General features: G+C 71.6%; 19 protein-coding genes. 10 read left to right on the forward strand and 9 right to left on the reverse strand.

Annotation, left to right across the window (positions count from 1 at the left end):
* Positions 1-11 precede the first annotated feature (11 nt).
* Together ACIA6C_RS05160 and ACIA6C_RS05165 are read right to left on the reverse strand one after the other, a co-directional pair.
* Positions 12-1,262 carry a spermidine/putrescine ABC transporter substrate-binding protein gene (locus ACIA6C_RS05160; RefSeq protein WP_399273018.1) on the reverse strand — a complete coding sequence of 417 codons (1,251 nt, stop codon included), beginning with the start codon at positions 1,260-1,262 and terminating at the stop codon, positions 12-14.
* A gap of 47 nt (positions 1,263-1,309) precedes the next feature.
* Positions 1,310-2,824, reverse strand: a complete 1,515-nt coding sequence (locus tag ACIA6C_RS05165; protein WP_399274478.1) for a gamma-aminobutyraldehyde dehydrogenase — start codon at positions 2,822-2,824, stop codon at positions 1,310-1,312.
* Between the two features lie 192 nt (positions 2,825-3,016).
* Here ACIA6C_RS05165 and ACIA6C_RS05170 point away from each other — a divergent pair, with 192 nt between their 5' ends.
* Positions 3,017-3,574 carry an NADAR family protein gene (locus tag ACIA6C_RS05170; RefSeq protein WP_399273020.1) on the forward strand — a complete coding sequence of 186 codons (558 nt, stop codon included), beginning with the start codon at positions 3,017-3,019 and terminating at the stop codon, positions 3,572-3,574.
* Positions 3,571-4,008, forward strand: a complete 438-nt coding sequence (locus tag ACIA6C_RS05175; RefSeq protein WP_399273022.1) for an NUDIX domain-containing protein — start codon at positions 3,571-3,573, stop codon at positions 4,006-4,008. The genes ACIA6C_RS05170 and ACIA6C_RS05175 overlap by 4 nt, the downstream gene beginning before the upstream one ends.
* A gap of 74 nt (positions 4,009-4,082) precedes the next feature.
* Here ACIA6C_RS05175 and ACIA6C_RS05180 read toward each other — a convergent pair whose 3' ends face one another.
* Positions 4,083-4,616 carry a DUF4190 domain-containing protein gene (locus ACIA6C_RS05180; protein WP_399273024.1) on the reverse strand — a complete coding sequence of 178 codons (534 nt, stop codon included), beginning with the start codon at positions 4,614-4,616 and terminating at the stop codon, positions 4,083-4,085.
* 225 nt (positions 4,617-4,841) lie between these two features.
* Between ACIA6C_RS05180 and ACIA6C_RS05185 the strand changes: the two genes are divergently transcribed.
* Together ACIA6C_RS05185 and ACIA6C_RS05190 are read left to right on the forward strand one after the other, a co-directional pair.
* Positions 4,842-5,867 carry an adenosine deaminase gene (locus ACIA6C_RS05185; protein WP_399273026.1) on the forward strand — a complete coding sequence of 342 codons (1,026 nt, stop codon included), beginning with the start codon at positions 4,842-4,844 and terminating at the stop codon, positions 5,865-5,867.
* A 21-nt stretch (positions 5,868-5,888) separates the two neighbouring features.
* A complete protein-coding gene (locus ACIA6C_RS05190) occupies positions 5,889-6,578 on the forward strand; it encodes a glycerophosphodiester phosphodiesterase (RefSeq protein ID WP_399273028.1) in 690 nt (229 codons plus the stop codon).
* Between the two features lie 40 nt (positions 6,579-6,618).
* On the opposite strand, the gene ACIA6C_RS05195 is transcribed toward ACIA6C_RS05190, so the two are convergent.
* The 3 genes from ACIA6C_RS05195 to ACIA6C_RS05205 all read right to left on the reverse strand — a co-directional run bounded on the left by ACIA6C_RS05195 (position 6,619) and on the right by ACIA6C_RS05205 (position 9,936).
* On the reverse strand, positions 6,619-7,092 hold the full coding sequence (locus ACIA6C_RS05195; RefSeq protein WP_399273030.1) for a hypothetical protein: 474 nt from the start codon (positions 7,090-7,092) through the stop codon (positions 6,619-6,621).
* A gap of 98 nt (positions 7,093-7,190) precedes the next feature.
* Entirely contained in the window at positions 7,191-8,369 is a 1,179-nt protein-coding gene (locus ACIA6C_RS05200; protein ID WP_399273033.1) for a PotD/PotF family extracellular solute-binding protein, read from the reverse strand.
* Positions 8,370-8,496: 127 nt separating this feature from the next.
* Positions 8,497-9,936, reverse strand: coding sequence for a gamma-aminobutyraldehyde dehydrogenase (locus ACIA6C_RS05205; RefSeq protein WP_361128002.1), 1,440 nt, complete (start codon positions 9,934-9,936; stop codon positions 8,497-8,499).
* A gap of 169 nt (positions 9,937-10,105) precedes the next feature.
* Here ACIA6C_RS05205 and ACIA6C_RS05210 point away from each other — a divergent pair, with 169 nt between their 5' ends.
* The 6 genes from ACIA6C_RS05210 to ACIA6C_RS05235 all read left to right on the forward strand — a co-directional run bounded on the left by ACIA6C_RS05210 (position 10,106) and on the right by ACIA6C_RS05235 (position 16,129).
* Entirely contained in the window at positions 10,106-10,609 is a 504-nt protein-coding gene (locus tag ACIA6C_RS05210) for an Lrp/AsnC family transcriptional regulator (protein WP_073910973.1), read from the forward strand.
* A gap of 3 nt (positions 10,610-10,612) precedes the next feature.
* The gene (locus ACIA6C_RS05215) at positions 10,613-11,974 is read left to right on the forward strand and encodes an aspartate aminotransferase family protein (protein WP_190186842.1); all 1,362 of its coding nucleotides are present in this window, start codon (positions 10,613-10,615) and stop codon (positions 11,972-11,974) included.
* Between the two features lie 227 nt (positions 11,975-12,201).
* Positions 12,202-12,957: an ABC transporter ATP-binding protein gene (locus ACIA6C_RS05220; protein ID WP_399273037.1), complete on the forward strand. Its 756-nt coding sequence runs from the start codon at positions 12,202-12,204 to the stop codon at positions 12,955-12,957.
* Positions 12,939-14,021, forward strand: coding sequence for a hypothetical protein (locus tag ACIA6C_RS05225; RefSeq protein WP_366082907.1), 1,083 nt, complete (start codon positions 12,939-12,941; stop codon positions 14,019-14,021). Before ACIA6C_RS05220 ends, ACIA6C_RS05225 begins: the two co-directional genes overlap by 19 nt.
* Positions 14,022-14,047: 26 nt before the next feature.
* Positions 14,048-15,139, forward strand: coding sequence for an LOG family protein (locus ACIA6C_RS05230; RefSeq protein WP_399273039.1), 1,092 nt, complete (start codon positions 14,048-14,050; stop codon positions 15,137-15,139).
* A gap of 87 nt (positions 15,140-15,226) precedes the next feature.
* Positions 15,227-16,129, forward strand: coding sequence for a hypothetical protein (locus ACIA6C_RS05235; protein WP_399273041.1), 903 nt, complete (start codon positions 15,227-15,229; stop codon positions 16,127-16,129).
* Positions 16,130-16,639: 510 nt separating this feature from the next.
* Here ACIA6C_RS05235 and ACIA6C_RS05240 read toward each other — a convergent pair.
* Genes ACIA6C_RS05240 through ACIA6C_RS05250 form a run of 3 tightly spaced genes read right to left on the reverse strand, consistent with a single transcriptional unit; the run spans position 16,640 to position 20,435 of the window.
* The gene (locus ACIA6C_RS05240; protein WP_399273043.1) at positions 16,640-17,674 is read right to left on the reverse strand and encodes an ABC transporter ATP-binding protein; all 1,035 of its coding nucleotides are present in this window, start codon (positions 17,672-17,674) and stop codon (positions 16,640-16,642) included.
* The gene (locus ACIA6C_RS05245) at positions 17,674-19,284 is read right to left on the reverse strand and encodes an iron ABC transporter permease (protein WP_366079910.1); all 1,611 of its coding nucleotides are present in this window, start codon (positions 19,282-19,284) and stop codon (positions 17,674-17,676) included. The genes ACIA6C_RS05240 and ACIA6C_RS05245 overlap by 1 nt, the downstream gene beginning before the upstream one ends.
* Before the next feature lie 53 nt (positions 19,285-19,337).
* Positions 19,338-20,435: a thiamine ABC transporter substrate binding subunit gene (locus ACIA6C_RS05250; protein ID WP_399273045.1), complete on the reverse strand. Its 1,098-nt coding sequence runs from the start codon at positions 20,433-20,435 to the stop codon at positions 19,338-19,340.
* Positions 20,436-20,495: the final 60 nt, after the last annotated feature.

Below are 20,495 nucleotides of genomic sequence, written 5' to 3' on the forward strand. Positions count from 1 at the left end.
GGTCGGGCCCGTCAGGCGCCGATGAGCTTGGTGAACTTCTCCTCGTACGCCGTCTCTTCCTCGCTGGTGAGCGAGCGGAAGGCGTGCGATTTGGCGGCCATTTCCTTGTCCGGGACGATCAGTACGTTGTCCGCGAGGGCAGGGTTGATCCTGGCGAGGTCTTCCTTGACGCCGTCGACGGGGCAGACGTAGCTGATGAAGGCCGCGAGCTGGGCGGCGACCGCGGGCTCGTAGTAGTAGTCGATGAGCTTCTCGGCGTTGGTCTTGTGCCGGGCGTGCGCGGGGACCAGCAGGTTGTCGCTGGAGGTGAGGTATCCGGCGGCCGGGATGGCGTACTTGATGTCGGGGTTGCCGGCCTGGAGCTGGATGACGTCGCCCGCCCAGGCGAGGCAGGCCGCGAGGTCGCCCTTGTCGAGGTCCGCCGTGTAGTCGTTGCCGGTGAAGCGGCGGATCTGCTTGGTGTCGACGCCCTTCTGGAGGCGGCCGATGGCGCCGTCGAAGTCCGCGGTGGTGAAGGTCGCCGGGTCCTTGCCCTGGTCGAGCAGGGTCATGCCGACCGTGTCGCGCATCTCGGTGAGGAAACCGACCCGGCCCTTGAGGGTCGGGTCGTCGAGCAGCTGCGTGACGGAGTCGACCTTCCGGCCCTCGGTGGCCTTGGCGTTGTAGGCGATGACCGTGTCGATGCCGGTCCAGGGGTAGCTGTGGGCGCGGCCCGGGTCCCAGTCGGGGTTGCGGAACTGGGGGATCAGGTTCGCGTAGGCGTGCGGGAGGTTGGCGGGGTCCAGCTTCTGTGCCCAGCCGAGCCGGATGATGCGTGCCGCGAGCCAGTCGGTGACGACGATCAGGTCCCGGCCGGTGTCCTGGCCGGCCGCCAGCTGCGGGCGGATCTTGCCGAAGAACTCGACGTTGTCGTTGATGTCCTCGCTGTACTTGACCTGGATCCCGGTGCGCTTGGTGAAGTCCGCCAGCGTGGGCCGGGACTTCTCGTCGTCACTGGTGTCCATGTACTCGGTCCAGTTGGAGAAGTTGATCTCCTTCTCGGAGGCCGAGTGGTCGTCGGAGGCCGTCGCCGCGTCGCCTTCCCGCTTGGCGGGCGGGATGCCGCAGCCGGTCAGGCCGTACAGGCCGCCGACCGTGAGCGCCCCGATGCCGGAGGCGCGCAGCAGCGAACGCCGGGTGAGGGCGCCGCGGCCGGTGGTGAGGCTGCGTCGTATCGCGGCCAGTTGCGGCGGCGAGAGGCTGCCGGGCTCGAACTGCTCCATGCGCTGTGCCCTTTCGGGTGGTGTGCCGCTCGGTCGGGCGGTCTCGGCTATCGGTCCCCGAAGATCGTGCGGTGCCAGTCCTTCGCGGCGACCGCGGTGTTGTCGTACATGACGTGCTTGACCTGCGTGTACTCCTCGAAGGAGTAGGCGCTCATGTCCTTGCCGAAGCCGCTCGCCTTGTAGCCCCCGTGCGGCATCTCGCTGATGATCGGAATGTGGTCGTTGACCCAGACGCAGCCGGCCTTGAGCTCGCGGGTGGCGCGGCCCGCCCGGTAGACGTCACGGCTCCAGGCGGAGGCGGCGAGGCCGTACGGGGTGTCGTTGGCCAGCGCGATGCCCTCGTCGTCGGTGTCGAAGGGCAGGACGACGAGGACCGGGCCGAAGATCTCGGACTGGACGACCTCACTGTCCTGCGGGGCGCCCGAGATCAGGGTGGGCCGGTAGTAGGCGCCGTCGGCGAGGTCGCCCGACGGGGTCTCGCCGCCGGTGACGACGGTCGCGTACGCGCGGGCGCGCTCGACGAAGCCGGCGACGCGGTCGCGCTGGGCGTGGGAGACGAGCGGGCCGAGGTCGGTGTCCGGCGCGAAGGGGTCACCGAGGCGGACGGTGTCCATCAGCTCGGCGACGCGGGCGACGAAGGCGTCGTGCAGGGGCCGCTGGACGTAGGCACGGGTGGCGGCGGTGCAGTCCTGCCCCGTGTTGATGAGGGACGCGGCGACGGCGCCGTGCGCGGCGGCCTCCAGGTCGGCGTCGTCGAAGACGAGGAAGGGGGCCTTGCCGCCGAGCTCCAAGTGGAGGCGCTTGACGGTGGCCGTCGCGATCTCGGCGACGCGCTTGCCGACGGCGGTGGAGCCGGTGAAGGAGGTCATCACCACGTCCGGGTGCCCGACGAGGTGCTCGCCCGCGTCCCGGCCCGCGCCGGTGACGATGTTGATCACGCCGTCCGGCAGGCCGGCCTCCTTCGCCGCCTGAGCGAACATCAGCGAGGTCAGCGGCGTGAGTTCGGCGGGCTTGAGCACGATCGTGTTGCCCGCGGCGATCGCCGGGAGGATCTTCCAGGCCGCCATCTGGAGCGGGTAGTTCCAGGGGGCGATCGAGCCGACGACGCCGATGGCCTCGCGGCGCACGTAGGAGGTGTGGTCACCCGAGTACTCACCGGCGGCCTGTCCCTGGAGGTGGCGTGCGGCGCCCGCGAAGAAGGCGGTGTTGTCGATGGTCCCCGGTACGTCGAACTCCGTGGACAGCTTGACCGGCTTGCCGCACTGGAGGGATTCCGCGTACGCGAAGTCGTCGGCCTGCTCCGCCAGCACGGCGGCCAGCCGGTGGAGCGCGTCCGAGCGCTCGCCGGGGGTGGCGGCGGACCAGGCGGGGAAGGCCCGCTTCGCGGCGGCGACCGCCTCGTCGACGTCCGCAGGGCCCGCGAGCTCGTAGGTGAGCACGTCGGCGCCGGTGGCGGGGTCAACGACGGTGTGCGACCGTCCTGAGGTACCGGGCCGGAGCCGGCCGTCGATGTACTGCGCGCCCTCTGCGAAGCGTTCCTTGACCTGGAAGCGGTTGCCCATCACGCTCTCACGCTCTCCGTAGCTACAGTTCGGGTGGACCCGAATTGAGTGCCGATCCTGACAGAGGTGCACCTCTCGGCCAAGTGATTCCGTTGTTGCCTTTTGATTACGCGACGGAATCGGTCGACCATGTGTCGAGGCACACCCGAAATCCCGTACGAAGTGTCAGTGGCGACTGCCAGACTCGCGTGCATGGAGAAGATCGACACATTGATCGGCCTGGTCAGCCGGGGTGAGCGGGTGAAGTACCTGCCTTTCTGGGGCCACCGCCCGAGGCCCGACGGGAGCCTCGGACCGAGCTGTCTCAGCCAGTGGTGGCCCGCGCCCTTCACTGTGGGTGAAGTCCGCTACGCCACGGCGGAGCACTGGATGATGGCCGGGAAGGCGCGCCTGTTCGGGGACGCCGAGGCGGAGCGCGCCGCGGTGGAGGCGAAGACCGCGGCGGAGGCCAAGAAGGCCGGCCGGCTGGTGCGCGGCTTCGACGAAGGGACCTGGGAGCGGGAACGGTACGCGCTGGTCGTGGAGGGCAGCGTGCACAAGTTCGGCTCCGATCCCGCGCTGCGGGCGTACCTGCTGGGGACCGGCGACCGGGTCCTGGTGGAGGCGAGCCCGCTCGACCGGATCTGGGGCGTCGGGCTGGCCGCGGACGACGAGCGCGTGGGCGACCCGGCGCGCTGGCGGGGCCTGAACCTGCTGGGCTTCGCCCTGATGGACGCCCGGGACCGGCTGCGGGCGGCGGACCGGGCGTGAGCGCGGTGCCGGTGGACCGGCGCCGGGTCGCCGCCGTGATCATCAGGGACGGCCTGCTGCTCATGGTCCGCGAGCGCGGCCGGGGCCCGTCCGGGCGGCACGACGGGCCCGAGTACTGGACCCTGCCGGGCGGCGGCCTGGAGCCCGGGGAGGACCCGAGGGACGCGGTCCGGCGGGAGGTGGCCGAGGAGACCGGCCTGCGCGCCCTCGCGGTGCGATACGCCCACGAGGCGCCCTACCCGTCCGGGTGGACGTCCTGCTACCGCGTCGAGGTGGCCCCCGGCGAGCCCCGGCTCGGCGTGGACCCGGACCTGGAGTGCGACTGCCCCCGCATGGTGGGCCTGATCTGGGTCCCGCTCACCAGGGCCTTCGCCGGCACGGCGGAGAGCGACGAGGTCATGGTCCCGACCCTGCTCATGCCGTCGCCGGTGTGACCCTGACGCGCCGGCGGCCCGGGGACCCGGTCGCCGCCGGTCGCGCCGACCGCCTCAACGGCCTGTCGGTGCCGTCATATCTTCTCCTGCACCCGGGAGTCCGACGACGGGCCGTGGTAGTCCCCGTCCCCGGAACCGGGGGCGAAGAACGGACCCGGGCTGAACACGAGGAGCAGCGTGAGGGCGGCGCCGATCACGATGCCCACCGCGCCGCAGATGAGGCCGGCCAGGGCCACGCCGCCGTTGTCGGCCTCACCGCGGCGGGCCTTGCCCCGGCCCAGCGCACCGAACACGACCGCCGTGATGCCGAACATCACGGATCCGATCATGGTGGGGCACGCGACGATCGCCAGCACTCCGAGGACCAGCGCGGTGATCCCGAAGCCGTTGCTCGGCCGGGGGTGGGGGTAGCCGGTGTAGCCGGGATAGCCGGGCGGCGCGTATCCGGGGTACCCGGGAGGCGCGTACCCCGGCTGAGTCGGGTACCCGGGCTGAGTCGGGTACCCGGGCTGAGTCGGCGGCGCCGGCGGGCCCGGGTAGGCGTAACCGCCGGGGGCCGGCTGTGCCGGGTAGCCGTACGCCGGGGACGTTGCCCCCTCCCCCGGCATCTGCGACACCGTCGGGTGCTGGTGTACACCCCGGCCGCCCGGCGCGTCCCCCGGTCGCCCCTCGGGCGGCGGCGCCGCCCACGGGTCACTCGGCTCAGGGCTCTGCTGTTCGGTCATCCGGCGCCCCCCTCTCGTACAGCCATGCTATGCGCCGGCACGGACACCGCCCGGGCCTGCCTACGATGAAGCCGACCTGCCCGCACCCGTGTCCTCCCGGAGGCCTCCATGCCCGACCTGCACCCCTTCATCGCGGGGCTCCCCAAGGCCGAACTGCACGTCCACCACGTGGGCTCCGCCTCCCCCCGCATCGTGGCCGAACTCGCCTCCCGCCACCCCGACTCGAAGGTCCCCACCGACCCCGAGGCCCTCGTCGACTACTTCACCTTCACCGACTTCGCCCACTTCATCGAGGTCTACCTCTCGGTCGTCGACCTCGTCCGCACCCCCGACGACGTGCGCACGCTCACCTTCGAGGTTGCCCGCGACATGGCCCGGCAGAACATCCGCTACGCCGAGCTGACCATCACCCCCTACTCCTCCACCCGCCGCGGCATCGACGAGGACGCCTTCATGGCGGCCATCGAGGACGCCCGCAAGGCGGCCGAGGCCGAGCTCGGCGTCGTCCTGCGCTGGTGCTTCGACATCCCCGGCGAGGCCGGCCTGGAGGCCGCCGCCGAGACCGCGCGGCTCGCCGTGGACCTGCGCCCCGAGGGCCTGGTCTCCTTCGGCCTCGGCGGTCCCGAGATCGGCGTGCCGCGCCCGCAGTTCAAGCCTTACTTCGACCGCGCCCGGGCGGCCGGACTGCACAGCGTCCCGCACGCCGGCGAGACCACCGGCCCGGAGACGATCTGGGACGCCATCAACGAGCTGGGCGCGCAGCGCATCGGCCACGGCACCAGTGCCACCCAGGACCCGGCGCTGCTCGCCTACCTCGCCGAGCACCGCATCGCGCTGGAGGTGTGCCCGACCTCGAACATCGCCACGCGCGCCGTCACGGACCTCGATCTGCACCCGATCAAGGAGATGGTGCAGGCCGGAGTGCTCGTCACCATCAACAGCGACGACCCGCCGATGTTCGGCACCGACCTCAACAACGAGTACGCGGTCGCCGCCCGGCTCCTCGACCTCGACGAGCGCGGGCTCGCCCTGCTCGCGAAGAACGCCGTCGAGGCCTCCTTCCTGGACCCGGCGGGCAAGGCGAAGCTCATCGCGGAGATCGACACGTACACCGAGGCGTGGCTGGCTTCCTGACGCCCCAGCAGAATGGGGGCCATGCGCACCCTGACTGCCGTCGGCCACCGCGGCGATCCCTACCGAGCCCGTGAGAACACCCTCGACTCGATCCGCTCCGCCTTCGCCCGCGGGGCGGACGCGGTGGAGGTCGACGTACGGCTGACCCGCGACGGGGTCCCCGTCCTGCTCCACGACGAGACGCTCCAGCGGCTGTGGGGCCACGACGTACGGCTCGACGCCGTCACCGCCGCGCAGCTCAGGGAGCTGACGCAGGGCGGGGTCCCGGCCCTGCGGGAGGCGCTCGCGGTGGCGGGATCCGGCCGGCTGATGCTGGACCTGCCGGGCGCCACGCCGGAATCCGTACGGGCGGTCGTGGACGAGGTCCGCGCCTGCGGTGCGCGCGAGCGCACGTACTACTGCGCGGGCCCGAACTCGATGCTGGCCGTCCGCGCCGCCGATCCGGAGGCGGAGATCGCCCTGACCTGGACGACGCTGTCCCCGCCGCGCCGGGTGCTGATCGACGCGGTGCGGCCGGCCTGGCTCAACTACCGGTTCGGGCTCGTCGGCCGGGAGCTGACCGACGCCGTGCACCGGGACGGGCTGAAGGTGTCCGCCTGGACGGCGGATACGAAGCGGACGATGCGTGCGCTGCTCCTGGCCGGGGTGGACTCCGTGACCACGAACCGGGTGGACGCGCTGGCCGCGGTACGGGCCGAGTTCGGGCGCTGATGCGCCCCGGGGGGGGGAAGCGGACCGGGCGGGCCGCCTCCTACGGGTGGTCCGCGGGCATCGCTTCGAGTCGCTTGATCAGGCGGCGCAGGGCCAGCAGCGGGATGATCCCGAAGACTCCGAACGACATGTCGATGACGCTCCACCCGAAGGGGATGCCCCGGACGGGCCCGCAGATCAGCGCCAGGGGAATCACCCCGGCGCAGGCGATCATGCCGGCCTCCACGATCCAGACGTTGCGCACCGGGTCGCGGTGGACCCCGTAGAAGAAGACGGCGATCACCAGGTGGGCGAAGGCGAGCCAGTCGGTGCCGTAGAGGAGGAAGGGGTACTGCGCGTCGGCCTGGTCCAGTCCGTCGCCCACCCGCCGCAGCCACTCGTGGGACAGCACGGAGTTCGCCCAATGGAGCTCGCTGACCAGGGGAAAGGCCGTGAGCCCGCTGAGGGTGAGGCAGATGATGAACAGGACCAGCCAGGCACGGATCCGCCGCTGGAGGGCGCTTCTCTCGCTCATGGGAGGAAGCGTACGCAGCATTCTGAACACGTTCAGCCAGAAAGCTGAACATGTTCATTTCTGTGGCCGGACCGTGACGTGGGATCAGCGCCCCGAGGTCACAGGCCGACGATGCCGTTCCAGCGCTTGGCGAAGGACTGCCGTTCGGCCGAGGAGATGTCCCGGGCCACGACGAGCCGCTTGCGCATCTCGTCGTCCGGGAAGATCAGCGGGTTCTCCGCGAGTTCGGCGGTCTCCTTGTCCACGGAGGCGGCCAGCACCTCGCGGGCGGCCGGGACCGGGCAGACGTAGTTGACGGCGGCGGCGAGTTCCGCGGCGACCGCCGGATCGTAGTAGTAGTCGACGAGCGCCTCCGCGTTGGCCTTGTGGGGGGCCAGGTTGGGCACCAGCAGGCTCTCCGCCCAGAGTTCGGCGCCTTCCTCCGGCACCACGAACTCGATGTCCGGGTTGTCGGCCTGCAACTGCACGACGTCGCCGGAGTAGGCCTGGCAGGCCAGCACGTCGCCCTTGCTGAGGTCGGAGGTGTAGTCGTTGCCGGTGAAGCGGCGGATGTGCTTCTTCTTCACCATGGCCTCGACCTGGTCGCACATCCGGTGGAAGTCGCCCTCCGTCCAGCGGGTGACGTCCACGCCGTTGCCCTGCATCAGCAGGGCGAAGGACTCGTCGAGTCCGGAGAAGAGCGTCACCTTGCCCGCCAGGTCCGGCTGCCAGAGGTCCTTGACGGACTTGATCTCCCGGCCCAGCGACTTGCGGTTGTAGGCGATGCCGGTGATCCCCGACTGCCACGGCACGGTGTGCAGCCGGGCATCGTCGAACGCGGGGGAACGCAGCTGCGGGTCGAGGTACTTGGCCACGTTCGGTTGCGCCGAGCGGTCCATCTTCTGCGCCCAGCCCAGGCGGACGAAGCGGGCCGCCATCCAGTCGCTGACCACCACCAGGTCGTGGCCGGTCTGCTGGTGGTTCATCAGGGCCGGGCTGATCTTGCCGAAGAACTCGTCGTTGTCGTTGATCTCCTCCGTGTACCGGACCTCGATGCCGGTCTTCTCGGAGAAGGCGTCCAGGGTCGGACGGCGCTGTTCGTCCTCGTCGTCGGTGTCGATGTACAGCGGCCAGTTGGAGAAGGCGAGGCGGCGCTCACCGGCGGAGCGGTCCGGGCCCTCCCGGCGGTCCTCGGGGACGTAGGCGGCGGGCACCCCGCAGCCGCTGAGGGCGGCCAGCAGGCCCGCGGCGCCGATGCCGCGCAGCGCGGCACGGCGGGAGAAGGGGAGTTCAGGCATGGCCAAAGCCTCTGACAAGGCGAGGGGGCGGACAATAGACAACGTGTCTACTGCCCGCCCCCTCAGCGTCCTGCGCTGATCAGTGCGCGGCGGCCGCCGGGACGGCCGCCCGCGCCACCGCCGCGGATCAGGCGTCGAGCGAGGTCATCACGTGCTTGATGCGCGTGTAGTCCTCGAAGCCGTAGGCGGAGAGGTCCTTGCCGTAGCCGGACTTCTTGAAGCCGCCGTGGGGCATCTCGGCGACGAGCGGGATGTGGGTGTTGATCCACACGCAGCCGAAGTCGAGGTTCTTGGACATCCGCATCGCGCGGCCGTGGTCCTTGGTCCACACGGAGGAGGCGAGCGCGAACTCGACGCCGTTCGCGTACTGCAGGGCCTGAGCCTCGTCCGTGAACGACTGCACCGTGATGACGGGACCGAAGACCTCGTTCTGGATGATCTCGTCGTCCTGCTTGAGGCCGGAGACCACGGTCGGGGCGTAGAAGTAGCCCTTGTCGCCGACCTGGTGGCCGCCCGCCTCGACCTTGGCGTGGGCGGGGAGGCGCTCGATGAAGCCCGCGACCTGCCTCAGCTGGTTCGGGTTGTTCAGCGGGCCGTACAGCACGTCCTCGTCGTCCGGCTGACCGGTCTTGGTGTCGGTGGCGGCCTTGGCGAGCGCGGCCACGAACTCGTCGTGGATGGACTCGTGCACGAGCACGCGGGTGGCGGCGGTGCAGTCCTGGCCGGCGTTGAAGTAGCCGGCGACCGCGATGTCCTCGACGGCCTTGGCGAGGTCGGCGTCCTCGAAGACCACGACGGGGGCCTTGCCGCCGAGCTCCAGGTGGACGCGCTTGACGTCCTTCGAGGCGCTCTCGGCGACCTGCATGCCCGCGCGCACCGAGCCGGTGATGGAGGCCATCGCCGGGGTCGAGTGCTCGACCATGGCCTTGCCGGTCTCGCGGTCGCCGCAGACGACGTTGAAGACGCCCTTGGGCAGGATCGAGTCGATGATCTCGGCCATCAGGACGGTGGAGGCCGGGGTGGTGTCCGAGGGCTTGAGCACCACGGTGTTGCCCGCGGCGATGGCCGGCGCGAACTTCCACACGGCCATCATCATCGGGTAGTTCCACGGCGCGACCTGGGCGCACACACCGACCGGCTCACGGCGGATGATCGAGGTCATCCCGTCCATGTACTCACCGGCGGAGCGGCCCTCCAGCAGGCGCGCGGCGCCCGCGAAGAAGCGGATCTGGTCCACCATCGGCGGCAGCTCCTCGCTGGCCGTCAGGCCCAGCGGCTTGCCGGTGTTCTCCGACTCGGCGGCCACCAGCTCCTCCGCGCGCGCCTCGAAGGCGTCCGCGATCTTGAGCAGGGCCTTCTGCCGCTCGGAGGGAGTGGTGTCGCGCCAGCCCGGGAAGGCGGCGGCCGCGGCCGCCATGGCCGCGTCCACATCGGCCTGGCCGGAGAGCGGGGCGGTGGCGTACACCTCGCCGGTGGCGGGGTTGACCACATCGGTGGTCCGGCCGTCGGCGGCGTCCTTGAACTCTCCGCCGATGTAGTTGCGCAGACGACGCAGTTCGGTGGTCACTACAGCCACTCTCCTGATCACATGTCCAACGATTGAGACGAAGCCCCAGCCTATCTCGTCCGCTGACGCTTTCGACAGGGCCGGATGCCACGAGCTGCGAAATCCGTGCAATCGAAGAGTCAAGACAACGAATTTCATCGGTTACGGGTTGCGGAACCGACGACTCCTCGTGCACAGTGAGGTCGTGGTCAGTCGAAGCGCAGATTCCAGGAACAGACAACCGTCCCCTTCGGTCGATGCTGTGTCCCTGGCGATCATCGAGCAACTGCAAGAGGACGGACGCCGTCCCTACGCGGCGATCGGCAAGGCCGTGGGCCTGTCGGAGGCAGCGGTACGCCAGCGCGTACAGAAGCTCCTCGACCAGGGCGTCATGCAGATCGTCGCCGTCACCGACCCGCTCACCGTGGGCCTGCGACGCCAGGCCATGGTCGGCATCAACGTCGAGGGAGACCTCGACCCGGTGGCCGACGCGCTGACCGCGATGGCCGAATGCGAGTACGTGGTGATGACCGCGGGCTCCTTCGACCTGATGGTGGAGATCGTCTGCGAGGACGACGACCACCTGCTGGAGACGATCAACAAGAAGATCCGCGCGCTCCCCGGCGTGCGATCAACCGAAAGCTTCGTTTACTTGAAGCTGAAGAAGCAGACCTACATGTGGGGAACTCGATAGCCCGTGAGCCAAGACCTCTCCAAGACCGCGTACGACCACCTGTGGATGCACTTCACCCGCATGTCGTCGTACGAGAACTCCCCCGTCCCCACCATCGTGCGGGGTGAGGGCACTTACATCTTCGACGACAAGGGCAAGCGCTACCTGGACGGTCTCGCCGGACTGTTCGTGGTCAACGCCGGTCACGGCCGCAAGGAACTGGCCGAGGTCGCCTACAACCAGGCGCAGAAGCTCGCGTTCTTCCCCATCTGGTCGTACGCACACCCGCAGGCCGTCGAGCTCGCCGAGCGCCTCGCCGGCTACGCACCCGGCGACCTGAACAAGGTCTTCTTCACCACCGGTGGCGGCGAGGCCGTCGAGACCGCGTGGAAGCTCGCCAAGCAGTACTTCAAGCTGCAGGGCAAGCACACCAAGTACAAGGTCATCTCGCGTGCGGTCGCCTACCACGGCACCCCGCAGGGCGCCCTGTCCATCACCGGCCTCCCGGCCCTCAAGGCCCCCTTCGAGCCGCTGGTCCCCGGCGCGCACAAGGTGCCGAACACCAACATCTACCGCGCCCCGATCTACGGCGACGACCCCGAGGCCTTCGGTCGCTGGTGCGCCGACCAGATCGAGCAGGAGATCCTGTTCGAGGGCGCCGACACCGTCGCCGCCGTCTTCCTGGAGCCGGTGCAGAACGCCGGTGGCTGCTTCCCGCCGCCGCCCGGGTACTTCCAGCGGGTCCGCGAGATCTGCGACGAGTACGACGTGCTGCTCGTCTCCGACGAGACGATCTGCGCCTTCGGCCGCCTCGGCACGATGTTCGCCTGTGACAAGTTCGACTACGTGCCGGACATGATCACCTGCGCGAAGGGCATGACCTCGGGCTACTCCCCGATCGGTGCCTGCATCATCTCGGACCGCATCGCCGAGCCGTTCTACAAGGGTGACAACACCTTCCTGCACGGCTACACCTTCGGCGGCCACCCGGTCTCCTCGGCGGTCGCGCTGGCCAACCTCGACATCTTCGACAAGGAAGGCCTCAACCAGCACGTGCTGGACAATGAGGGCGCCTTCCTGTCGACGCTGCAGAAGCTGCACGACCTGCCGATCGTCGGCGACGTCCGCGGCAACGGCTACTTCTACGGCATCGAGCTCGTCAAGGACAAGGTCACCAAGGAGTCCTTCACGGACGAGGAGACCGAGCGCGTGCTCTACGGCTTCCTCTCCAAGGCGCTCTTCGACAACGGCCTGTACTGCCGTGCCGACGACCGTGGCGACCCGGTCATCCAGCTGGCCCCGCCGCTGATCGCGGACCAGGGAACCTTCGACGAGATCGAAGGCATCCTGCGCTCGGTGCTCACCGAGGCGTGGACCAAGCTGTAACCAGCGGCTGCCGACGGCCGCACCGCCGACGGCGACCAGCGCTGCCACCGGCCCCGGCCGGGCAGTAAATAGTCCGAACCACACGGCCCGGATCCCCCGTTCGAGTGAGAACGCGGTGGTCCGGGCCGTGTGCTGTCACCATCCGGGCCGTTCGTCTCTTTACATCTCCTTGCGGCGCCAGTGACCGACGGGGCTCCGCTTCGTTCCCCCGGACGGAGGTGTACGCCATGGTGGCTCCCGCAGACGATGCCCCGCCCGACAATGACGTCCTGTGGGCACGGTCCCTTCACCACTCCCACGATGGCTCGCCCGGACTCGTCGGCGTCTGCGTCGGCGTCCGCCAGGGCGAGATCCTGGCGCTGACCGGCCCGCGCGGAAGCGGCAAGACCACGCTGCTGCGCTGCCTGTCCGGCTCGCTCAAACCGGAGCAGGGCGAGATCTGGTTCAACAGCGTCCCCGTCCACACCATGGGGGCCCTGGCCCGCGAACGGCTGCGCCGCGACCGCTTCGGCTGGATCGGCCCCGAGCCGCACCTCGTGCCCGAGCTCAAGGTGTGGGAGAACGCCGCACTGCCCCTGCTGATCGCGGGCGCCTCGCACCGCACCGCCAAGCACGCCGCCTGCGAATGGCTGGAGCGGCTCGACATCGCCGCCCTCGCCCGCAAGCGGCCCCGCGCGCTCACCCGCGCCGAGGCGCAGCGCGTCGCCCTGGCGCGGGCCCTCGTCAACGAGCCCGCGGTGGTCTTCGCCGACGAGCCGACGGCCCCGCTGCACCGCGCCGATCGGGCACTGCTGCTGCGGACGCTGACTACCGCGGCCCGCTCGCACGAGATCACCGTGCTGCTCGCCACCCACGACGAGGAGAGCGCGGCCGTCGCCGACCGACGTTTCGCCCTGCTCGACGGCCGCACCGCCGGGACGGCCGCCCCGGCCGGTCCCGCCGAGACCACGGAGGACCAGGCCGCGTGCTCGCTCTCCGCCTAGTCCGCGGCTCCCGCCCGCTGGTCCAGCTGCGCCGGCTCCTCGTCGCCGCCGCCTCGGCCGGCGCCGGGTTCCTGCTGCTCTACGTCCTCGCGGAGGCGACCGCCCGGCCCGCCGGATCGTTCCCTCGGCTGCTGTGGGCACTGGTACCGCTCGCCGCCACCGTCCAGTTCGCGGTCGCCGTGGCCCGGACCGACCCCGCGACCCGCCCCCGCGAGGGGATGGACGCCGCCGGGCTGGGTCCCGTACGGCTCACCCTGGCCGCGGCCGTCTCCACCGCCGTCGCCTGCACCCTGGGCAGCGCCCTGGCCCTGGCCGTCTTCCTCCACCTGCGGGGCGAACTCTCGGGGCTGCCCTTCGACGGGGCCGGCTCCGGACTCCTGCACGCCGAGCAACCGCTCCCCCTGGCGGCCGCGCTGACCCTGCTGACCCTGGTCCCGGCGGCCGGCTGCGCCGCGACGGCCCTCGCCCTGCGCCCGCGGCCGGCGCAGACCGGGCTCGCACCGCAGACCGGGGTCCCGTGGGGGGTCGCCGTGTGCGCGTGCGGACTCGCCCTCCAGGCGTACGCCGGCCAGGGCAGCCCCGCGCTGCCGTTCGGGTGGGCGCTGATCGCGCTCGGGCTGGCCCTCGCCGGTCCGGGCCTGGCGTACGCCTGCGGGACCCTGGTGCTGGCCGTCCGCCCGGGCGCGCTCCGCCTGCTCGCCGGGCGGGCGCTCCAGGAGGAAGCCCCCCGGCTGGGCCGTCCCCTCGGGGTGCTGTGCGCGGTCGGTGCGGCCGCCCTCACGGCGTTGGCCCTGCGCGAGCGGGGCACCGTCTTCGTCCCGCTCGGTCCTCTGACCGGGCCCGCCGCGGCGCTCGTGGCGCTGTGCGCGGCCGCGACACTTCTCACATCGGCGGTGGAGTCCCGGCAGGCCCGGGCCGCCACCCGCGAGACCCTGGCCGCCCTCGGCGCACCCGGCACGGTACTGCGCACTGCCGCCACTTTGCGGGCTTCCGCGCTGGTGGTGGTGTGCGTACCGCTCAGCTGGGGTGTGGCACAACTGACGTCGCTCGCGCTGACCCGCTGACCCGGGCTGCCCTTAGGGTGGGCCGAATGGTCAACGCAGACATCGAGATCGAGACGCTCGCCGAATTCGACCAGGCCGTCGCCCGGGGCTCGCTGGGCGGCTACCGCATCCAGTCGGTCAACCTGCTGGAGCGGACCTTCGCCCTGCTGTCCGCCGACACCTCGGCGACCGTCTTCCTGGGCTGCGCGATGGAACCCGACGCCGCGGCCAAGGTGCGCGCCGACGGCGCGCTGGTCTTCCCGCCGGTACCGGACCTGCCGTTCAACCCGTACCGGGGCCTGCTCTACACGGCCGACGAGCTGTTCGCCGGGCTGCCGCAGGGCTACGAGGCGACGCCGGACGCGCTGGCCTACGCCTGGTTCCAGGAGACCATGTCGGACGGCGACGTCCTGTCCTCGATGCTCCGCTCCGTCCACGACGACGCGATCTCCGACGCCCTCGACGAGCACCTCGCCGGCGCCCGGGTGGTCGGCGTGATGGGCGGTCACGCCATGGCACGCGGCGCCGCGGACTACCGGGGCGCGGCCGAGCTCGGCCGCACGCTGGCCCGGTCCGGGCTGACCGTGGCCACCGGCGGCGGACCGGGCGCGATGGAAGCGGCCAACCTCGGCGCCTACCTCGCCCCCGCCCCGGACGGGATGCTCCCGCAGGCCCTGGAGCTGCTGGCCAAGGCGCCGTCCTTCGTGCCGTCGGTGTCCGACTGGGCGCGGGCCGCCTTCGCCGTGCGGGAGCTGTGGCCCGCGGGCGGTGACTCGGTGGGGATCCCGACCTGGTTCTACGGGCACGAGCCGCCGAACGCCTTCGCCGGCCACATCGCCAAGTACTTCGCGAACGCCACCCGCGAGGACGGGCTGCTCGCGCGCTCGAACGCGGGCGTGGTGTTCCTGCCGGGAGCGGCCGGTACGGTGCAGGAGATCTTCGACAACGCGACGCCGAACTACTACGCCTCGCGGGGCGAGCCGACGCCGATGGTCCTGGTCGACCGCCGGCACTGGACCGAGCAGCTGCCCGCCTGGCCGCTGCTGCGGGCGCTGGCGCGCGGCCGCGCCATGGAGTCGCGGATCGCCCTGGTCGACTCGGTGGCGGAGGTCCCCGCGGCGCTCGCCGCGATGAGCTGACCGGCGAAGGCAACTTCCCGGCCCGTATCCTCGTCTGCCTTAGGTAATCACACCGCAAAATCTGCCAGACGTGAACGGAGCCCCCGGGTGCTCATAGGACTGCTGACCGCCATCGCGGCGTCCATCTGCTACGGCACGGGCTCCGTCCTGCAAGCCGTGGGTTCCCGGCGGGCGGCCCGCTCGTCGGCGGCGGCCTCCGGGGTGACCGCGCACGGGGGCCCCAACCTGTCCTCGACCGCGAAAGCGGCGATGACCTGGGAGTTCATCCTCGGTACCGTCCTGGACTTCGTGGGGTTCGGGCTGGGCGCGCTCGCGGCGCGCCTGCTTCCGCTGTTCCTGTCCCAGACGGTGATCAGCGCCAACCTGGTGATCACCGCGGTGCTGAGCGTGAGGCTGCTGGGCATCCGGCTCTCGCGCAAGGAGTGGACCTCCATCGGGGTCGTGTGCGCGGCGCTGGTGCTGCTGGCGACGGCCGCGGGCCACGAAGGCGGCCATCACGCGGCGATGCCCACGCACTGGTGGCTGCTGGCGGTCACCCTGCTGATCATCGTGGGCGGCACGGTGGCCGTACGCCTCCTCGGCGCGCGGGCCGCGATCCTCGCGGGCCTGCTGTCGGGCCTGGCCTTCGGCGCGCTGGGCGTCGGCGTACGGATCCTCGACGGGATCGAGCCGTTCTCGATCGGCGGCCTCCTCGGCGACCCGGCCCTGTACGCGATCGTGCTGGCGGGCGTCGGCGGCATGTACCTGCACACGGTCGCGCTGCAGATCGGTTCGGTGAACGGGGCCACGGCCGCGCTGGTGGTCGGCGAGACCGTGCTGCCCGGCGCGATCGGTGTGCTCTGGCTGGGCGACGCGTCCCGCCCGGGCCTCGCCTGGCTGGCGGCCCTGGGCTTCGTCCTGGCAGTGACGGGCGCGGTGGCGGTGGCCTGGTACGGCAACCACGACGCCCCCCAACCCGCCGCCGAGGAACCCGTCCCGACCGCGGTCTGAAACGCGCCCCGGGCCCCCACCCGGAGCCGCCCCACCCGTCCGGCGCCCCAGGTCCGCGCCCCGAGTCGGTCCAGGCCGCCCGGCGTTCGCGGACCAGGCCTCCGCCCCGCATCCGCCCAACCCGTCCGGCATTCGAGGACCGGCTCCGGGCCCGGGTCGGTCCTGCCCGCCCGGGTAGCAAGGACCGGTCCGGGCTCCGGGGCCGTTCACACCGGCCGGCGTCCGGGGGCCGGCCCCCGCCGGCACCCGCATCCGCTCGACCCGCCCAGCGTTCGAGGACCAGGGCTGGGCCCCCCGTCGGTGCAGCCATCCGGCGTTCGAGGACCGGCCCCGCACCGCGCCCCGCTTGCACCCCACCCCGCCGGGTTTCCGGTCCGGGGCCCGAGTGCCCGTCCGGCGCCCCAGGTCCGCCCCGCGTCCCTTCAGCCCGTCCGGCGATTGAGGACCGGGGCCGGGACCGCGCCCGGTGAACGGGAGAAGGGCGGGGCGGGGACAGGCGCCGCGCAGCGGCTACGCCACCGGCAGGACGACCACCTCCGACGGCGTGAAGGACACCGCGACCCGGTCCCCCACCCCCGGCGCCCCCGCCAGCCCGCACTCCGCCTCCAGCACCGGCCCCGCCTCCGGACGCAGCAACAGCGCGACGTGCGTCCCCCGGAAGGTGCGGGACAGCACCTCGCAGCGGAGCCCGTCCGCACCCAGGGTCACCCCGGCGGGCCGGACCAGCACCCGCTGCGGTCCCTCCGGCGCTCCGGCCGGCACCGGGATCTTGCCCCACTCGGTGTCCGCGACCCCGCCCGCGACCACCGCCGGCACCACGTTCTCGAAGCCCAGGAACCGCGCCACGAATTCCGAGGCCGGCCGCTGCCAGACCTCCAGCGGGGTCCCGGCCTGTGCGATCCGCCCGTCCCGCATCACCACCACCCGGTCGGCCAGCGCGAAGGCCTCGCCCTGGTCGTGGGTCACGGCCAGCACGGTCGTCCCAAGCCGGGCGAACAGCCCCCGCAGCTCGACCACCAGCCGCTCCCGCAGCCCGCGGTCCAGCTGCCCCAGCGGCTCGTCCAGCATCAGCAGCCGCGGGGACGGCGCCAGCGCCCGGGCCAGCGCCACCCGCTGCTGCTCGCCCCCCGACAGCGAGGCCACCGCCCGGCCCTGCGCGCCGGGCAGCCCGACCAGCTCCAGCAACTCCGCGACGCGGTCCCCGTGGGAACCCGGCCCGGCGCCCCGCCCCGCGCCCCGCATCCGCAGCCCGAACCCCACGTTTCCGCCCACGTCCCGGTGCGGGAACAGCTGGTGGTCCTGGAACATCAGGCCCACCCCCCGACGGTGCACCGGCACCCCGGCCTGGTCCGCGCCGTCCAGCAGCACCCGCCCCCCGGACACCGGCTGGAGCCCGGCCACCACCCGCAGCAGCGTGGACTTGCCGCTGCCACTCGGCCCCAGTACGCACACGGTCTCGTGCTCGGCGACCTCCAGGTCGACGCCGTCCACGGCGGCCCGCCCGCCGAAGCGGACCGACACCCCCTCCAGCCGAAGCAACGTCATCAGAACTCTCCCGAGGTCTTGTCGGGCCGCAGTCGCTCCAGCACCAGCAGGGACACCGCGCACACCAGCATCAAAATCGTGCTCAGGGCCATGGCCTGCCCGTAGTTCATCTCCCCCGCCCGCCCCAGCAGCCGCGCCACGGCCACCGGCAGCGTCGGCCGGTCGGGCCGCGCGATGAACACGGTCGCCCCGAACTCCCCCAGCGACACGGCGAAGGCGAACCCGGCCGCGATCAGCAGCGCCCGCCGCACCAGCGGCAGGTCCACCTCCCGCCACGCGCGCCACGGCGACGCGCCGAGCACCGCGGCCGCCTCCCGCAGCCGCCCGTCCACCGCGCGCAGCACCGGCAGCATGGTCCGTACGACGAACGGGACGCCCACCAGCGCCTGCGCGAGCGGTACCAGGATCCACGAGGTCCGCAGATCCAGCGGCGGCTCGTCCAGGGTGATCAGGAAGCCGAAGCCCACCGTCACCGCCGACACCCCGAGCGGCAGCATCAGCAACGCGTCGAACCCGCGCACGAACCGCCCCGCGCGCCGGGTGAGCGCTCCCGCGGCGAGCCCCCCGATCACCAGCGCGATGGCCGTCGCGGCCAGCGCGTACTCCAGCGAGTTGCCGATCGACTCCAGCGGCGGCACCAGGAACGTCCCGGAGCCGGCCTCCTCCAGTGCCCGGTAGAAACCGAGCCCGTATCCGCCGGGAGCGTCGAGGGAGCGCTCCACCAGCACGCCGAGCGGGAGCACGATCAGCAGCGCCACCGTCAGCAGCACCCCGCCCAGCAGCGCCCGCTCGCCCGGGCCGTGCGGCCGGTGCGCGGTCCGGCCGGGGTCCACCAGCCGCAGCGCCCTCTCCCGGCGGCGCACGGTCCGGGCGTGCACGGCCAGGACCAGCCCCATCGCGGCGAACTGGACCATGGTCAGCACGGCGGCGGTCGGCAGGTCCAGCAGCTGTGCGGTCTGCCGGTACACCTCCACCTCCAGCGTCGAGTACGAGGGACCGCCCAGGATCTGCACCACGCCGAAGGAGGAGAAGGTGAACAGGAACACCATCAGCGCCGCCGCGGCCACCGCCGGGGCCAGCGCGGGCAGCGTGACCCTGCGCCACGCCGCGAACCGCCCGGCGCCCAGCACCCGCGCGGCCTCCTCCTGCCGCGGGTCGAGCTGCGCCCACAGCCCGCCGACCGTCCGCACGACGACGGCGTAGTTGAAGAAGACGTGCGCGAGCAGGATCGCCCAGACGGTGGTGTCGAGCCGGATCCCCCACAGTTCGTCGAGGAGTCCGTTCCGGCCGACCAGCGCGAGGAAGGCCGTGCCGACCACCACGGTCGGCAGCACGAACGGCACGGTGACCACTGCCCGCAGCAGCCCCTTGCCCGGGAAGTCGAAGCGCGCGAAGGCGTACGCGCCGGGGAGCGCGATCAGCAGCGTGAGACCCGTCGAGGCGAGCGCCTGCCAGGTCGTGAACCACAGCACGTCGGCGATGTCCGGCCGGGCGAGCACCTCGCCGATGCGGCCGAACTGCCAGCCGGCGTCCGTCTTGAGCCCGCGGCCGACGATCGCGGCGACGGGGTAGGCGAAGAACAGCCCGAAGAAGACGAGCGGGACGGCCATCAGGGCGAGCCTGACGACCGTGGCCCGCACGCCCTCTCCCGGGGTGTCGCGTACTACTTCACGACGAGCGAGGACCATGCCTTGACCCACTGGTCACGGTTCTTGGCGATGGTGTCCGGCGCGACGTTCTCCGGCTTGTCGATCACCACGCCGTGCTTCGTGAACAGTTCCGGCAGCTTGGCGTCCTTGACCACCGGGTTCACGAACATCTGGAGCGGCATGTCCTCCTGGAACTTCTTGCTCAGCAGGAAGTCGAGGAGCGCCTTGCCGCCCGCCTCGTTCTTCGCTCCCTTGAGCAGGCCCGCGAACTCGACCTGGCGGAAGCAGGTGCCGGTGGAGACGCCCGTGGGCGCCTCGGCCGGCTGCGGCTCGCCGTACAGGACCTCGACCGGCGGGCTGGAGGCGTAGGAGACGACCAGCGGACGGTCGCCCTTGGCCTTCTTGCCGCCGGCGGAGCCGGAGAACCGCTCGTTGTAGGCCTGCTCCCAGCCGTCGACCACCTCGACGCCGTTGGCCTTGAGCTTGCTCCAGTAGTCCTTCCAGCCCTCGTCGCCGTACTTGCCGACGGAGGCGAGGAGGAAGCCGAGGCCCGGCGAGGAGGTCGCGGCGTTCTCGGTGACCAGCAGGTTCTTGTACTCGGGCTTGATCAGGTCGTCCAGCGTCTGCGGCGGGGCGAGCTTCTTGTCCGCGAAGTACTGCTTGTCGTAGTTGACGCAGATGTCGCCGGAGTCCACCGGGGTGACCCGGTGCTGCCCGTCCAGCACGAACCCGGGCTTGACCTCGGTGAGACCCTTGGCCTCGTAGGGGGTGAAGATGCCGTTGTCGAGGGCGCGGGAGAGCAGCGTGTTGTCCACGCCGAAGAAGACGTCGCCGCGGGGCGAGCCCTTGGTGAGGATCTCCTGGTTGAGGGCGGCGCCGGCGTCGCCGGACTTGAGCACCTTGACGGTGTAGCCGCTCTGCTGCTCGAACTCCTTGAGGACCGGCTCGCTCACGGCGAAGGAGTCGTGGGAGACGAGGGTGACGGTCTTGGACTTCGGCGCGCCGCTCGCGCCCGCCGCGGGCTCGCCCTTGCCGTCGCCGCAGGCGCCGAGCGTGGTGACGCCCAGCGCCGTCACGAGCAGGGCGCCCGCGAACTTCTTGGTGGTGCTCACTGGTGAATTCCTCCTGGGATGTCCAGGAGAAGACGCGGCCCTGCCCGGCGCTCGGTGGAG

It is taken from the genome of Streptomyces sp. NPDC051578, from assembly GCF_044454045.1.
Taxonomy (GTDB): Bacteria; Actinomycetota; Actinomycetes; order Streptomycetales; family Streptomycetaceae; genus Streptomyces.